General features: G+C 39.9%; 11 protein-coding genes. 2 read left to right on the top strand and 9 right to left on the bottom strand.

Annotated elements, in window-relative coordinates:
* Window positions 1-240 precede the first annotated feature (240 nt).
* Window positions 241-2,286 carry an HAD family hydrolase gene (locus tag IL355_RS14990; protein ID WP_192462931.1) on the top strand — a complete coding sequence of 682 codons (2,046 nt, stop codon included), beginning with the start codon at window positions 241-243 and terminating at the stop codon, window positions 2,284-2,286.
* 8 nt (window positions 2,287-2,294) lie between these two features.
* Here the strand turns inward: IL355_RS14990 and IL355_RS14985 are convergent, their stop codons facing one another.
* The 9 genes from IL355_RS14985 to IL355_RS14945 all read right to left on the bottom strand — a co-directional run bounded on the left by IL355_RS14985 (window position 2,295) and on the right by IL355_RS14945 (window position 13,376).
* Window positions 2,295-3,473 carry an OmpA family protein gene (locus IL355_RS14985; RefSeq protein ID WP_192462930.1) on the bottom strand — a complete coding sequence of 393 codons (1,179 nt, stop codon included), beginning with the start codon at window positions 3,471-3,473 and terminating at the stop codon, window positions 2,295-2,297.
* A gap of 120 nt (window positions 3,474-3,593) precedes the next feature.
* Window positions 3,594-4,094, bottom strand: coding sequence for a hypothetical protein (locus tag IL355_RS14980; RefSeq protein ID WP_192462929.1), 501 nt, complete (start codon window positions 4,092-4,094; stop codon window positions 3,594-3,596).
* Window positions 4,051-5,196, bottom strand: coding sequence for an N-acetyl-alpha-D-glucosaminyl L-malate synthase BshA (gene bshA / locus IL355_RS14975; RefSeq protein WP_192462928.1), 1,146 nt, complete (start codon window positions 5,194-5,196; stop codon window positions 4,051-4,053). Before bshA ends, IL355_RS14980 begins: the two co-directional genes overlap by 44 nt.
* Before the next feature lie 93 nt (window positions 5,197-5,289).
* A complete protein-coding gene (locus IL355_RS14970; protein ID WP_192462927.1) occupies window positions 5,290-8,202 on the bottom strand; it encodes a glycoside hydrolase family 3 N-terminal domain-containing protein in 2,913 nt (970 codons plus the stop codon).
* A gap of 110 nt (window positions 8,203-8,312) precedes the next feature.
* The gene (locus IL355_RS14965) at window positions 8,313-8,795 is read right to left on the bottom strand and encodes an ABC transporter ATPase (protein ID WP_192462926.1); all 483 of its coding nucleotides are present in this window, start codon (window positions 8,793-8,795) and stop codon (window positions 8,313-8,315) included.
* Between the two features lie 22 nt (window positions 8,796-8,817).
* Window positions 8,818-9,597, bottom strand: a complete 780-nt coding sequence (locus tag IL355_RS14960; RefSeq protein ID WP_192462925.1) for a (Fe-S)-binding protein — start codon at window positions 9,595-9,597, stop codon at window positions 8,818-8,820.
* 10 nt (window positions 9,598-9,607) lie between these two features.
* On the bottom strand, window positions 9,608-10,930 hold the full coding sequence (locus IL355_RS14955) for a (Fe-S)-binding protein (protein ID WP_192462924.1): 1,323 nt from the start codon (window positions 10,928-10,930) through the stop codon (window positions 9,608-9,610).
* A gap of 3 nt (window positions 10,931-10,933) precedes the next feature.
* Window positions 10,934-11,905: an MlaD family protein gene (locus IL355_RS14950; RefSeq protein WP_192462923.1), complete on the bottom strand. Its 972-nt coding sequence runs from the start codon at window positions 11,903-11,905 to the stop codon at window positions 10,934-10,936.
* A gap of 100 nt (window positions 11,906-12,005) precedes the next feature.
* Entirely contained in the window at window positions 12,006-13,376 is a 1,371-nt protein-coding gene (locus IL355_RS14945) for an N-acetylmuramoyl-L-alanine amidase family protein (protein WP_225621270.1), read from the bottom strand.
* A gap of 134 nt (window positions 13,377-13,510) precedes the next feature.
* Here IL355_RS14945 and IL355_RS14940 point away from each other — a divergent pair, with 134 nt between their 5' ends.
* Window positions 13,511-16,231, top strand: a complete 2,721-nt coding sequence (locus IL355_RS14940) for a putative LPS assembly protein LptD (RefSeq protein ID WP_225621269.1) — start codon at window positions 13,511-13,513, stop codon at window positions 16,229-16,231.
* Window positions 16,232-16,235 lie beyond the last annotated feature (4 nt).

Below are 16,235 nucleotides of genomic sequence, written 5' to 3'. Positions count from 1 at the left end.
ATTGCCAATATTTTCATAAAAAACATCTAAAAAAGGTAGTTCGTCGTAGATATTTGCAGTTAAACCCCGTAAACGAGCACACGTGTCTACACATAATACCCCAAAAAAATCAAATTTTCAGATTTGGATTGATGGAATTAAAGAAGAAATCATGCTTTCCTTTTATAGAAAGTATCCTGTTCTTTTTCTGCTTATCTTCTAGATAGCGCTTTCCCCCATTACATTTCTACCCCGCAAAAAGTGAGAAACTTTAAAAATAAGATAGAAAATCTAAAGGACAAGAATGTCTTGTTTACAGATTTTTTCGACACCCTTGTACACCGTAAGGTCCACCCAAATTATACCCTAAAGATTTGGGCCAAATTTATGGTCAGGGAACTAGGGCTAACCATTACGGCCGATCAACTTTTTGGTATTCGCTCAAATGCGACCGAATTTGTTGCTAAAAAGGAACAAAAAAATTATCTAGAGGTAGCTTACGAAAAAATAGTAACGGAAGTTTATTTAAGACTTTTACACAGCGATATACTAAATCAAGAAGATTTTGAAAATTTTAGCGCCCTTTATAAAGAAGCTGATATTCTTTCTGAAATAGCGGTTCAGTTTACCAATGAAGAACTTGTTGCTGAATTATATCGACTAAAGACCCAAGGTTATACTATTTATTTGGTCTCGGATTTCTATTTACCCAAGGCTGTCATATCCAAAATAATCGAACACCACGGTTTTTTAGACCTTTTTGAAGATATTTTTGTCTCTTGCAGTGTAGATGCCTGTAAAGAAAATGGAAGCATTTACGATGATGTTCTCCAACGTTTAAAGGTTAGTCCTGATAAAGTTGTCATGGTCGGCGATAATATGCAAAGTGATGTAATCAATGCTGAAAAGAAAGGGTTAACCGGCATACACTTAAAGCACTTTTCCCATAAAATTAGAAACAAACAAAATTTGTTGGGTAAAGACCAGAAGAGTTTTTATAAGGCCTGCCGAAGTATTGAAAAAATATGCCTAAAAAGCGAATATGCCTTTAGTGAATTTATTCTCCATTTTTACTTCTTTACCGAACGGCTATACATCAATGCCCGAAAAAATAAAATAAAGGATTTATTCTTTTTGGCCCGAGAGGGACATTACCTAAAGGCGTTATTTGACAGCTATCAAGAATTGCATCAGTTTCCCCAAGAAAGCAGGATAAGCACTCATTATTTAAAGGCTTCCCGACAGTCTGCCACGCAATTAGCACTGAAGCCTATAGAAGAGGAGGAGTTCGGGCCTCTCATGAAAAAATTCGGGGATATGTCCCTAACCCATTTTTTAGACTGGTTTCCCTTTTCGGACGAAACTAAGATAAAAATAAAGAGCGAGCTAGATTTTCCGGCGGATGAAACATTGCCGAAGTTCTTTAATTCGGAAATTATGGCCGCCTTAAAGAAAAACGAAACTTTTCAAAAGGCCTATGAGAAAAATCGTAAAATTCAAAAAGAGGCTTTTATCAACTATTTACAGTCTTTTGGAGTCGATTATGAAAAAGAAGGCATTACCCTTGTCGATGTAGGCTGGGGAGGTACCATGCAAGAAGCCCTTTATAAGTATTTTGACAAAGAAATTCCGGTAACGGGCTACTATGTAGGTTTAAAAGAGATTTACAATATTCAAAAAGATACGAAAAGGTTCGGTCTTAATTTCTCGATATATCCCAACAAAACATCATCCGATGATATTTTAATGGCCAATGGCCAACTCTATGAGCAGTTATTAGCGGCTCCACATGGGAGCACGCTTTATTACGCCAACAACCCGATGTCGCCAACGGTAGAACGCCATGAAGAAAATGAGAAATTCGTTTACGATACGTATATTGCACCTATTCAGAGTTTTATGTTCGAGCAGTTCGAGCAGCTTTTTCATGCTTTGAGACCCATCGATTACACCCAAGAAATGGCTCAGGACTATATGACCGATATGGCCTTGAAAACGGGTATCTTTTCTACCAAAAGAAAAATCAACTTCGTGAAAAACCTTTCAAAAGGTTTCTATCAAAATGTAGGGGCCAATACGGTGGGTATCGCCTATGATCCAAAGCAACTTAAAACCTCTAAAACTACCTTATTAAAACGGTTTCTTATATCCCCGGAAAAAGTTTTTAGGTATTTGGTAAAGGTCAAGCCTTTTCTTTATAGTAAAGGACTGTATTGGGCTTCAAAACCTGTTGATTTAGCCTATTACTATATTAAATTGAACTTTTGGGTAAAAAAGAAATGGTTCGATAAAGGGCTTTTACCTTAAAATACAACCTAGTAGTTTACTATTTTAAACTCAGAGCGTCTATTAATCTGATGCTTGTCTTCCGGGCAATACGTATGGTCGTCGCAATCGTTCAATAATTGACTTTCCCCAAAGGACTCTCCATGAAGTCTTGTTTCGGGCACTCCTTGCTTCTTTAAAAATTCAAGCGTTCTGTTCACGCGCCGTTCCGATAGCCACTGGTTGTAAGTCTCGCTTCCCCTAGAATCTGCATGGGAAGAAATTTCCAATTCCAGCTGCGGATATTTTTCCATCATCGCTGCCAAACCTATCAAAACGGTTTTGGCATTTTTATTTAAGTAGGAGGAGTTTAAATCGAAGTAGGCATTGCCAAGACCCTCCATTTGTAATTCGATTTCTTTTAGAAGATTTTCCCTTGCAGCTTTTTTGGCTTCCTCTTCAGCTCTTTGCTGTGCCAAGGCCCTTTCCATTTCCAATTTTCTTGCCAGCTCTTTTTCCTTTTCTACTTGGTTCAATGAATCTAGCTGTCGTTGTTTTTCCTTTTCCAACGCCTCCATCAAGGCCAGTTTTTCTTCTCCGGATTCGTTCAGTACCTTCTCAATACCGAAACGATAGACCACTCCTACCCCATGCTGAAGGTGGTTGGTTGCATTATCATTACTGATTCTCCATTTTCCCGTGGAATTAAAGTCGATTCCGAATCTTTCACTAATCCAAGTTCTAAATCCGATAACTGCATTGTAGGTGCCCCGCCCTACATTATCTGCCTTGGTGTAGCCTAAGCCTACCCCGACGTACGGATCAAACCAAGAATCTTTTTTAAAAACCTTCATTAAATCATAGGTCACCCTAGAATCTATGGCGTAATAGTCTTTTTCTACAGTATTGATACTCCCTTCTATCAGCTTTCCTACCTGGTATTTATTGTAAGTGGCAATGGCATCTACCCCTATACCACTTTTGAAGTAGCGACCCAAGTTGATACGGGAAGGAAAATACACATAGTTCCATTGAGAATCGACCGCTAACAGTTCATCAAACATATCCCCAGAATCGTCCACGGCATTTAATCCAATACCCACGTGCCACGAGCGTTCAATTATACTGTCTCTTGAAGTTAATTCAAGATTCGGTCCCAGTTCTTGTGAGAAGATTGACAGCTGCGAAATAAAAAATACAAGAATGGAGAGAATTGCCAAGTTTTTCATGCTCAATACGATTTGGGAATACTTCTACAAAAATAAAGCCCTTAAGTACGGGCTCTCAAAAAAATACTCAAAAGGCAATTATAATCGTCCTATGGCGCCAAAATTTTGTTAATAGCTGTTCTAATGGGCTTTTACTCGTATTTCTTTTAAGGAAGAAGGGAGTTTAAAAACTCCAAAAGGAAGCATCCTAGAGGTAGCATCCGAATTTATCTGGGTGTCTGAATTCTCTTCTAGAAGAATGGTAGATTCCGTTTCTTCCATTACCGACAAACCCAAATTTTCGGTTCGTTCGGTAAACCCAAAAAAATGAACCACCAGCATGTTTTTTGAAAAGTCTATCTGCGGCACTGCCAAACCGGGCTTTCTTGTTCTATTGACAGATGAAAAAAATTTGGTCAAAGCTTTTTTATCACGAATCACCATCGTCCTATCAAAAGCGGATGCATCGTGATAATCAACCAATACCCTACTTAAAGCTTTTTCATCCTTATGTGAATAACTATTGACTGCAGTATTCTTTTGGGCGTTACAGGAAGTCAATACCAACACCCAAGCGAACAATAAGAGTGTTTTAACATCAGGAATATGATCTGTCAAACCTACTTTTATAGGCCTTTTCATATAGATTTTCATACAAGGGCAGTATTTTTAGAATATCAAATCGTTCTGCAGATGCCCTTGCGTTACTTTTAAACTTTTCCAAATTGGCTTCATCTACCAGAATTTTGAGGGCATTTTTGGCCATCTCATCCACATTTCCAACATCGCTCAAATAACCAGTGACCCCTTCAATATTTACTTCTGGTATCCCTCCTGCATTGCTGGAGATTACAGGCACTCTATTAATCATGGCTTCCAAGGCAGCCAAACCAAAACTTTCGGATTCGGAGGGCAGTAAGAACAAATCCGAAAAGCATAATATTCGGTCAATCTCATTACTGTTTCCCAAGAAAATAACTTTATCGGAAATACCTAAAGAATCACATAAACGTTCCGCGACTTCTTTTTGTGGCCCCTCGCCTACCATAACGAGCTTAGCAGGAATTTCCTTTTCTACTCTATAAAAAACTTCAATTACGTCTGGAATACGCTTAACCTTTCTAAAATTACTTATATGTGTAATTATTTTTTCGTGATCATCTGCCATTAAGGAACGTTGACAATCGGTAAATGAATGGCTATATTTCTTTTTATCGATAAAATTGGGTACAACCTGTATCTCTCTACTGATATCAAAAAATTCCAAGGTTCGCTCCTTTAGGTTCTGAGAGACCGACGTAACCACATCAGACTGGTTGATGCTAAACGTTACAGCAGGTTTGTAGAATGGGTGTTTGCCAACCAATGTAATATCCGTACCATGAAGTGTTGTTATCATGGGAACATACATACCTTCTTCCTCCAGCATTTTTTTGGTCATATACCCAGCATACGCGTGCGGAATGGCGTAGTGCACGTGAAGCAAATCTATTTTGTGAAGTTTGATGGTATCTACCAGTTTGCTGGATAGTGCCAATTCATAAGGTTGGTAATGGAAAAGCGGATACTCCGGTACGTGAACTTCATGAAAATGAATATTGTTACTTAGCAGACTCAAACGTACGGGCTGCTTGTAGGTTACAAAATGTACTTCGTGACCTCTATCTGCCAAGGCAATTCCCAACTCTGTTGCAACAACACCGCTACCACCAAAGGTAGGATAACAAACAATAGCTATTTTCATTCTTCAAATTTAACTAAAACCTCTATCTCTGTCGGGCTTGCCTCGCTGTAATTTCAAACAGGAATAGTTAAGGTTTAGTTAAGAAGAACACAATTAATTTTCCAATGCGTCGTAAATTGCCTGCTGAATACGGGTTCGTAGCCCAGATTTTACTAAAAGCGTGTTGGAAGCCGTGGGATAGGTTCTGTTGGAGAGAAAAACGTAAACCAGCTCTTCTTCTGGGTCGGCCCAAGTATAGGTCCCTGTAAAACCACTATGCCCAAAACTTTTACGGGAAACACAACCACAAGTGGGTCCTTTGTCTTCCAATTGGGGTTTATCAAAGCCCACGCCCCTTCTCACCTTGTTGTCACAGAAATAACAGGTATTGAATTTCTTCACCGTACGATTGTCAAAAAAACGAGTTCCGCCATAGTAGCCTCCTTGTAAATACATTTGCATGATCTTTGCTACATCCTCGGCATTACTAAAAAGACCGGCATGGCCACCCACGCCTCCTTGCATAGCCGCTCCCATATCATGTACATAACCCTGCACGGTTTCGTAACGGTAATATTTATCTTCTTCCGATGGTACAATTCGTTCCTTCGGATACTTATTCAAAGGATTATAACTGGTACTAAAAGCACCGATAGGCTTATAGAGAAATTCATCTACCAACTTATCCAATGACTCCTTATTTTTATCCTCTATATATTTCTTCATCACATAATACGCTACATCACTATATCGATACCGATTGGATTTTAATTCCTGTCTTCCTATTCGGTTATAAATGGAATCCTTATAGGCATCGGTTAAATAAAGTTTGTCCGAAACTTTTATGGAATACCCATCCATAGGTGCTTCCCTATAAAACTCTTTGGAGGGTTTGCGGTTTTTATCCAACGTATCTACATAAAAGGCTATCCATGCAGGCAGTCTACCGTAATGACTTAACGCTTTTAGAACGGTTACATTTTTTAATTCTGAATCTGCATATTCTGGTACTAAATCCTGAAAGGTATTATTGAGGGCGATATCTCCCTCTTCCTCCATTTTCATAATCATGGGAAGCGTACCCAAAATTTTAGTAATGGAGGCCAGATCATAGATATGGTTGGGGGTTATGCTATCCTTGGAATCATAGGTTGGCTTACCAAACCCCTTATTGTATACGATCTTGCCATGTCTTGCGACCAATACTTGTGCTCCCGGAAACATCAAAGAATCCAAACCGTTTTGAACCAATTGGTCTATTTGAGCCAATTTGGAAGGGTCAAACCCTACCCTTTCAGGAAAACTATAACCTAAGCGGAGTAAGGATTTAAGTTCTATTTGTGAATTAACCGGAAATTCTTTGTGAGCCGATACCGGTAATTTTCCCTTGGCACCTATGGCACCAAAAATAATCTCCGCAGCCTTTTCTTGGGCAAAATAGCTATTTTGATAGGCCATCACCACCCCGTCAATATGGTCAAAAGAAGGTACATCCAATAAAGCATATGGTTTTGCAAAAACAGATAGGATAAGATTAGAGGTTCTCATTGCAGCCAATTCTTGCAGCCAGGACAATTCTTTTTGTGAGAATTTATAGGATTTCCAAGGGCTCTCATTACTTTTATGAAGGCCCACAATCACTAAATTGTACTCCTCCAATTTCTTTTTTAACGAAGCAATATCATTCCCTGAAACCTCCGTGACGTCTGCGTACTTGTTGAGGGTTTCAAGAAATGGGTCTGCAGAATCATCTCCAAACTTTACATAGGCAATCTTCTTATTTTCCAATCGTTTGATTCCCATTAGAAAGAAATCGTTTTTCAAAACAGTAATGGCATTCTCTATTGCTTCTTCATAAAGAATATCATCTTCCAAGGAATTTAAGTCTTTAAAAAGATTTTTAGTTTCCACTGGTTTGTATGAATGCAGGCCAACTTTATATTTGGCGCTCAATATTTTTTTTACGGAATAAGCCAAGCGTTCTTCGGAAATTCTTCCTTTTTTATAGGCTTTGGTCAATTTCTCCTTTGCTTTTAAAACTTCCGTAGGCATTAACAAAATGTCATTGCCTGCCATAAAAGCGGCCACCTCTGCATCACCATCCTTACCATGTTGGGTAACCCCCTTCATATTAAGGGCATCTGTAAACACCAGACCTTCAAAACAAAGCTCTTCTTTTAGAACCCCACTAATTATTTGTTCTGAAAGGGAGGATGGCAATCCTTCTTTAATTTCCATAGCGGGAACTTCCAAGTGCCCTACCATAACGCTGCTTAGTCCCTCCTCTATCAATCTCCTGAAAGGGTAGAGTTCTAAACTATCCAGGCGCTCCCTACTAAAATTGATCATTGGTAAGGCGTGGTGTGAGTCTGTAGCGGTATCGCCATGCCCTGGAAAGTGTTTTCCGCTAGAAAGGACTCCAGCACTTTCCATACCTTTCATAAAGGCAATACCTTTCTCCGCTACGTTCTCCCTATCTTCTCCAAAAGACCTGTTACCAATTATGGGATTTTTGGGGTTTACGTTGATATCAATATCCGGCGCAAAATTGATATGTACTCCCAACCTTTTGGCATGTTCCCCAATTCTTTTACCTACGGCGGCCACTATGGTATTGTCCTCAATAGCCCCCAACGTCATGTTCCAAGGAAATGCATAGGTAGAATCCAAACGCATGGACAGACCCCATTCTGCATCCATTCCAACAAGCAATGGCACTTTTGAGGCGGCCTGGTACTCATTGGTTAATTTGGCTTGCATTATAGGCCCTCCCGTAGAGAATATGACTCCACCAATTTTCTGGTTTTCAATGAGTGATTTTACCGCATCAGTGGCAGTTTTTGACTGGTCAGAAGCTACCATGACCATAAAAAGCTGACCTAGCTTTTCATCCAAGGTCATTTGACTGTACTGCTTATCTACCCAGTTTTTCTGGGCAATACTATCCTTTGCGACCAAGGGATTCTTCTGTGCTTGGGCAAAGAAAAAGGTTATTAATAAAAAGGGGAATAGTATTTTAAATCGCATTGTAATATGAACCAATCTATGGCAATAACTAAAAACAATTACAAATATTGCATTTCATCGGATATATATAATGAAACCAATACCTAAGAAGGTCTATAAATTTTAAAGGATTACATGAAACGTGCATGCCAGCTTTCCGAAGCGGGCACCTCCCAATACTCCTCATATTCTTGCTTATTATTCACAAGATTGTTGAAGACAACGGTATTTTTAGAAACTGCTTTTTGCTTGGCCATTTTCTTGAAATCTGCCAATGGCTTATAAGCAATATACTCGCCCTGTTTATAGGAAACATTCATTTTATCCAAAAGCTCAACCTCATACTTTTTTTCCAATTCTTGGATAAAGTGGACCGAGGCATCAATGGAACAACCTGAGGCAGAGGCAACGGATTGGTCCAAACCAAGGATTATAAACCTCTTATATTTAATTTCATATCCCGCATGAAGCGAGCTTCCATGGGCTGTCCATTGTTTTACAAAAGCGTCTAAATCTATTTGAATTTGGGTAATTTCCTCATCTGAGAAGCTTCTATTGGCTTGGTAAATCCAAATTCTAGCTGTTCCAGGAAGGGAATCAAATGCTACTAGCATATATTTTTGGTTATAGGGTTCTCTAAGAGTTCGCTAAAAGCTCGGCAACGTCTAAAACCGTTACTTTATCTTCTTTCTCATGAGCTTTTATTCCATCTGTCATCATGGTATTGCAATACGGGCAACCCGTTGCAATTATATCAGGATTGGTTTCCAAGGCATCTTGGGTACGCATGACATTAATGTCCATATCGCCTTTTTCCGGCTCTTTAAACATCTGTGCCCCGCCTGCACCACAACATAGTGCCGTTCTTTTGTGCCTTTTCATTTCTACCAGAGTGGCATTGGTCTTTTCCAATGCTTGTCTTGGGGCTTCAAAAACAGAATTGGCCCTGCCCAGATAACAAGGGTCATGAAAAGTAATGCGTTTTCCCTTAAATGTTTCACCTTCTATTTGTAAGCGACCGGCATCCATTAGCTCCTTTAGATATTGGGTATGGTGCAGTATTTCGTAATTGCCGCCCAGTTCAGGATACTCATTTTTTATGGTATTAAAAGAGTGGGGATCGCACGTTACTATTCGCTTAATTTCATAACCATTGAGTACTTCTATATTCATCATGGCCTGCATTTGAAACAAAAACTCGTTCCCTGCACGTTTGGCCACATCTCCTGTACAGCTTTCCTCCGTTCCCAAAACGGCGAAATCCACATTGGCTTTGTTCAATAATTTTACAAAAGCTCTAGAAATTTTCTTTGCCCTATCATCAAAACTACCGGCAGAACCCACCCAAAACAATATTTCTGGCTGCTTCCCTTCTGCCATAAAGGCTTCCATGGTCTTTACCTTAAGTTCGCTCATCTTCGTTTCTTTATTCGTTCACCCAATTTAAACGGTCCATTTGGTTGTACGGCCATGGCGCTCCGTTGTTCTCTATATTGGACATCATATTATTCAGCTCGGTAGGTGCCGCGGATTGTTCCATGACCAAATACTGCCGCATATCCATAATAATGGACAGTGGGTCTATACTCACGGGGCAAGCCTCTACGCATGCATTACAGGTAGTACATGCCCATAATTCTTCTCTTGTTATATAATCATCCAAAAGTTGCTTGCCATCATCCTTGAACTCGCCCTTGTCTTGGTCCATATTCTTTCCAACCTCTTCCAAACGGTCCCTAGTATCCATCATTATCTTACGAGGCGATAATTTTTTACCAGTTTGATTGGCAGGACACTCATCGGTACAACGACCACACTCTGTACAAGTATAGGCATTCAATAACTGCACCCAATTGAGGTCCCTAACATCCGATGCGCCAAACTTATCGGGTTCTGCTGCATCTTCTGCAGGAGCAGCGAAAGGGTCGGCATTAGGATCAAGCATTAATTTGACTTCAGCGGTAACCGCCTCTAAATTTTTGAATTTACCTTTTGGGGTTACCCTTCCATAAAAGGTATTGGGGAACGCCAATAAAATATGTAAGTGCTTTGAAAAATACAGGTAATTAAGAAAAAACAGGATACCCACTATGTGCAACCACCACGCGGCTCTTTCCAAAATAACTAAGGAAGAGATACTCATTCCCTCCATTAATTGAGCCATAAATTGACTAACCGGAAAAGCGCCGGCCTTTGTATAGTGTTCTGCGCCCAATTGCTGTAGCTGATAATCGGCAGCGTTCATGGTCAAGAACAACAGCATTAGCACCAACTCAATATATAAAATTAAATTACCGTCTTTCTTTGGCCAACCTTTCATTTCGGGCTTTAAAAACCTGCGTAGTTTAATTACATTTCTGCGTATCCAAAAAGCAACTACGGATACAATCACAAGAAATGCCAGAATCTCAAAGGAACCAATTAAAAAGTCATAGGCAGCACCTAATGGCGCAAATACCCTATGTGTACCTAGCAAACCATCGATGATGATTTCAAGTACTTCAATATTTATAATGATAAAACCTACGTAAACGATAATATGAAGTAGGCCGGCTACTGGTCTTACCACCATCTTGGACTGACCCAAGGCAATCCTGACCATGTTTTGCCACCGTTCCTTCCGATTATCGGAAACATCAACGTCCTTACCCAAGTTGATATTTCGTCTTAATCGGCCCACATTTTTTGCAAAATAACCTATTGCGGCTATTAAGACTACCGCAAATAAAACATTTGGTAAATATGTCATCTTTTAATTCTCTACATTTGGTCTGGCCGCAGGGTCTTCTTCGGGAAGCTCATATTCTTTTTGCTTTTTTCCAAAAACTGAAACATTGACGTACCGTTTGGGATTGAGCCTAAAATCCTGAAGCAAAAGGTCTAGTTCCCTAGAAGCATTATTTAGGTTATCATAAAGTTCTTCGTCTTTCATCAACTTACCCAAGGTGCCATCCCCATTTTCTATTCGGGCCATTAAACTGTTTAAATTGGCCATGGAAGATTCTAAACTTGCCAAGGTTCTTCCTAGTCCGGCATTGTTCAATGAATCGGATAACTTGGCAAAGTTGGCCGTTAATTCTTCAAAGTTTTCAAGAGAAGTACCAAGCTTTCCTTCATTATTGCTCAATATTCTATTAAGAACTTGTGCACTTTGCTGAAAGCTGGCCACCGTGGCATTTAATCCACTTAACGTTTCACGTAAATCCTTACGGGCATTATCATCTAGCACATCATTTACATTTCTTAGCAAGGTGTCCGCATTGGTCATTGCTCCTTCTACCTTTCTTTGTAAAGGTGTTAATTGCTTTTGTACTAATTGGGTAAGGCCTGGTTGCGTTAGGCTTGGAAGCGTATCACCACTTTTTGCCAATTGGGCGCCATCAAAAACCGGTTTTATCTGCACGCCTTTACCGCCTATAATTCCTGTATCATATAACTCTGCAGGACTTTTACTGGAAAATTCAAAATCACTTTTAACAAACAAGGTAACAAGTAGGCTTCCTCCCCTATCCTTAAAGCTGATATCCGTAACATTCCCCACGGCAAAACCGTTTATAGTTACCGGTGTACCTGTCTGAAGACCGCCCACATCCTTGTAAATTACATAAAGTGTTTTGCCATTTTCAAATAGTGGTGAAGATTTTAAATAGCTAAATCCTAAAATGAACAACAGGATACCGCCAACAACAATAATTCCTGTTTTAATTTCCCTAGATAGTTTCAAATGACTCGATTTTGGGGTTAAAGTGACTACTTAAAATCCTTTCGTCCTTAACAAAATTAGAAATAAATTATGGAAGGTTATGATTTATCTTGTCCTAAAGCTATTTGATACTCTCCTTAAAGGGAATCCTTTCACCATTACTATACGCAACTATATAAGATGAAGTATAACCTTTTAAGTCGGCATTGCTTTTCAACATCTTGGCCTCCCTGAGCGACCTTGTACTCCCATAAACATATCTAAACAGGTTCTTATACGGTTCTTTAGCCACTTGGCTCAGCCCATTAAAAGATGCCGGTCTTAGGGGCAAATTTTTGGCGCTCGCCATGATTTGAACCTTGTAAACAATAATCTCTTCCGCTGCTTTTTCCTCTTTGGTGGAAGACACAACACCGGTATTATCTGTTTCAACCCGCTTCTTTTCCGAATTTGAAGCGTTTTGCTGGGCCTCCCTTATAATTTGCGAAGCTTCTTTCTTCTTTTTGGCTACAGAAGAACTATTATTCTCGTTGGCAATGACCAAATTTTCCTCCTTTTTGGGGCTTGCTTTTGGCAAAACTTCTTTTTCTTCTACCGTTTCCTTAGGTTTTTCAATCACTTTCTCAGTTTCGTCAGCCTTGGGCTCTGGGGCAGCAACTACGTTTTCAGCATAATCGGCCATATTCGCTTGAGCATTGTTTTTATAGGCCAATATAGCTTCAGCAATGGCGGTGCCCATTTCTGTTTGCCCGTTTTTGGAATTCAAATAGGCACCTTCCTGTTTGTTCGTAAGAAACCCTGTTTCTACCAAAACACTGGGCATAAAGGTTTGATGTAAAACGATAAAACCTGCCTGCTTTACCTTTCTATCATTTCTTTTAAGTTTTCCCGAAAAATTATCCTGCATTGCTTTTGCCAAAGTGATACTATTGTCCAAAAACTCCTCCTGCATGATGGTAAGGCCTATTACAGATTCCGGGGAGTTAATATCATAATCCGCATATCTATTTTGGTAATTATCCTCCAAATAAATTACGGAGTTCTCCTTTTTGGCCACCTCAAAATTCTGTTTATTGGCATGAAGCCCTAAGACAAAAGTACCTGCGCCGTTGGCATTGGAATTATGGGAGTCACAATGAACGGAAACAAACACGTCTGCATTGGCCTTATTGGCAATCTGTCCTCGAACATACAAATCTACGAACGTATCATCCTTACGGGTGTAAATCACATTTATATCCTTGTTCTTTTCAAGAATGGCCCCCACTTTCAAAACAATTTTTAAGGCAATATCTTTTTCCAGATAACCGTTTCCTAAATTTCCAGGATCATGGCCACCGTGTCCTGCATCCAAAACAACGGTAAATTTGTCGTCATTTTGAAATGTAGACGTACTTTTGCCCCAAAAAACCTGTGGCAACAAAAAAGCGATAAAAAGGAATAGCTGTAATCTCATCAAGTGCTTAGTAACACTGTATTTAGATGCGTTCATTATGGTTAAATTTATGGTAAGGCGCTATAAGCGGAAGAAAAAATATATGTAAGTTTGACCTCCGAAAGCCAAGCCAATCGCTTACAAAAATAGGATATATAGCCTTGCAATCAAACATACACTTTTTTCTTTTCATGGCATTGCTATTGCTGGGCACTTTTTCGGTAACTGCCCAAGAAGGCGGTATAGTACCGTTACCCATTAAAGCGGAGAAAGATACCTTAATAGCGCCACTAATTCCCAATCCGCTTACCCAAAACCAAGCTAAAAACGATAGCCTACAAGCAGATACCGTGCCAAAACAGCCTTCTGTTTTGTTGGATAAAATAAAATATAAGGCTAAAGATTACGTAAAACTGAGCCAAAAAGACCAAAAAATTTATCTCTATAACGAAGCAGAAATTTATTATCAAGATACGGAGTTAAAAGCCGGAATCATCGTAATGGATTATGTGAAAAACGAGGTCTATGCGGGCCGAATCAAGGACTCCTTGGGCAACTATACCCAGCTACCCTACTTTAAACAAGGGGACAATGAGGTTAAACCGGATAGTATCAGGTTTAACTTTGATACGGAAAAAGCCCTGATTTTTAATTCACGTACGGAACAGCAAGCAGGTCTTGGACAATTGGGTAGTGATGCAATGAAAGTTTATGCCCAAACCACAAAAAAGGAAAACGATTCCGTTTACTTTATGAGCGAGGCCAAAATTACGACCTCGAACGACACCATCAACCCGGATTATTACATAAGGGTTAGGAAAGCTAAGTTCGTACCTAAGAAAAAGGTAATTGCTGGTTTTAGTAATCTGTACATTGCGGACGTACCCACACCCATTGCATTGCCTTTTGCTTATTTTCCGCTAACGGTAGGTAGAACTGCAGGTTTAATGATGCCAACTTTTGGTAACGACCCCAATAGAGGTTACTTTCTGCAAAATGGAGGTTATTACCTACCCTTTAGCGATTATGCGGATTTGACCGTAACCGGTGATTTTTACACCAATGGCAGTTATGGTTTTAGAACGGCAACGGTCTACACCAAAAGATACAAATACAGGGGAAATATTAATTTCAGGTATGAAAACTTGGTAACCAGCCAAAGGGGTTTTGATGACTATAGCAATCAAAAGATCTGGAATTTTCAGATGTCCCATTCCCAAGACACAAAAGCAAGCCCCAACTCTCAGTTCTCGGCAAATGTGAACTTAGGTAGTAGCTCCTATTACCAAAACTCGCTAAACCAAGTAAACTTGCCGCTAACACAAAACAACACCTTATCATCATCCATTTCATACTCTAAAACATTTCCCAACTACCCATCTGTAAACATGAGTTTGACCGCTTCACACTCACAAAACACGAGTGCCTCGGCTAGGGAAAACCCAGATTTAAAAAACATACAGATGACCCTGCCTACCTTTCAGGCAAGTATGGAGCGTATTTTCCCCTTTGCCAAAAGGGAGGGCATTAAAAAAGGGGCAATTCAGAACATCAATTTTCAGTATGATGTGAATGCGAGAAATCAGCTTACCACCAATGATGAGGACTTTTTGACCGCCGCCATGTTTGACGAAGCTAAAATTGGAGCTAGGCACCGTTTGCCAATTAGCACGAACTTTAAGGTTGCCAAATTTTTCAGCGTTAGTATGGGAGGGAGTTATGAGGATGTGTGGACGCTGGAAACCTACCGTCAGAGGTATGAGCTAGGAACCAATGGTGAGGTTGGTGAAGTGGTAAGGGATACCATACCAGGCTTTGATAGATACAATAAATACAACTTGAGCGCCAGTGTAGGTACCACCCTTTACGGAACGTTTAACTTTGGGGAGGAGAAGAAAATACAGGCCATACGCCACGTCATGAGGCCCTCTTTAAGTTATGGATACGCGCCTTCCTTTGATCAGTTTTATGATGAATATTTAAATAATGACACAGGCGAAGTGGTACAGTACAGTAGATTTGAAGGAACATTGAACGGTGCGCCTAGTCTTGGAAAATCCAACAGTTTAAGTTTCTCCTTGGCCAATACCTTAGAAGCGAAAGTAACGGATAAGGACTCGACTGCCACCGAAGCCAAGAAAGTTTCTATTTTGAACAACTTCAATATCTCAACTGGATATAACTTTGAATCTGACTCCCTAAAACTCAGTCCTCTTAGGGTGAATGGTGGAACCAACATCCTGAATAATAAAATGTCCATTAACTTTTCGGCCGGTCTAGATCCTTATGCGATAGACAACAACGGTCGCCGGGTAGATAAATTTAATATAGATAACGGCGGAAGCCTTTTTAGATTGACACAGGCCAATATCAACATTGGATATTCTATTGACAGTGAGACTTTTGGAAAGAAAAAAGAAGATTCAGAGGATGATGAAGAGGAACCGGGTGCTTATGATTACGTAGCCCAAAGTGGTGGACGTGATGACGACCTATTTGGACGTTCTGACAATTACAATAATGAATTACCGGAAGATAGATATGGCGAAAGGGATGAAGATGAGGATATTGAAAACCCACCCTACGCCACCAAAATACCTTGGAACTTTAGACTGGCCTACTCTGCCAGTTATTTGAACTCCGCAAGACAAAATGAGTTTAGCAGTCACTCCCTCATGTTCTCTGGAGATATAGAACTATCTCCCCGATGGAAAGTTGGTGGGTCTTCCGGGTATGATTTTAAGAACAAGGGCTTTACCTTAACCCAATTACGCTTTGAAAGGGATTTAAAAAGTTTTAGAATGAACTTTAACTGGACCCCCTTTGGAACCTATACGCGCTGGTACTTCTTCATTGGAATCAAGAGCTCCATCCTAAGTGATTTGAAATGGGAAAACAGAAGTCAACGATAACATA

The sequence above is a fragment of the Euzebyella saccharophila genome (assembly GCF_014855495.1).
Classification (GTDB): Bacteria; Bacteroidota; Bacteroidia; order Flavobacteriales; family Flavobacteriaceae; genus Euzebyella; species Euzebyella saccharophila.
Note: the sequence above shows the minus strand (reverse complement) of the source record. Positions and strands in the feature narration are given on the sequence as shown.

Excerpts from the sequence above, each read along its gene's own strand:
- IL355_RS14985 (WP_192462930.1), bottom strand. The coding sequence starts at position 3,473 with ATGAAAAACTTGGCAATTCTCTCCATTCTTGTATTTTTTATTTCGCAG.
- IL355_RS14980 (WP_192462929.1), bottom strand. The coding sequence starts at position 4,094 with ATGAAAAGGCCTATAAAAGTAGGTTTGACAGATCATATTCCTGATGTT.
- bshA (WP_192462928.1), bottom strand. The coding sequence starts at position 5,196 with ATGAAAATAGCTATTGTTTGTTATCCTACCTTTGGTGGTAGCGGTGTT.
- IL355_RS14970 (WP_192462927.1), bottom strand. The coding sequence starts at position 8,202 with ATGCGATTTAAAATACTATTCCCCTTTTTATTAATAACCTTTTTCTTT.
- IL355_RS14965 (WP_192462926.1), bottom strand. The coding sequence starts at position 8,795 with ATGCTAGTAGCATTTGATTCCCTTCCTGGAACAGCTAGAATTTGGATT.
- IL355_RS14960 (WP_192462925.1), bottom strand. The coding sequence starts at position 9,597 with ATGAGCGAACTTAAGGTAAAGACCATGGAAGCCTTTATGGCAGAAGGG.
- IL355_RS14955 (WP_192462924.1), bottom strand. The coding sequence starts at position 10,930 with ATGACATATTTACCAAATGTTTTATTTGCGGTAGTCTTAATAGCCGCA.
- IL355_RS14945 (WP_225621270.1), bottom strand. The coding sequence starts at position 13,376 with ATGAACGCATCTAAATACAGTGTTACTAAGCACTTGATGAGATTACAG.
- IL355_RS14940 (WP_225621269.1), top strand. The coding sequence starts at position 13,511 with ATGGCATTGCTATTGCTGGGCACTTTTTCGGTAACTGCCCAAGAAGGC.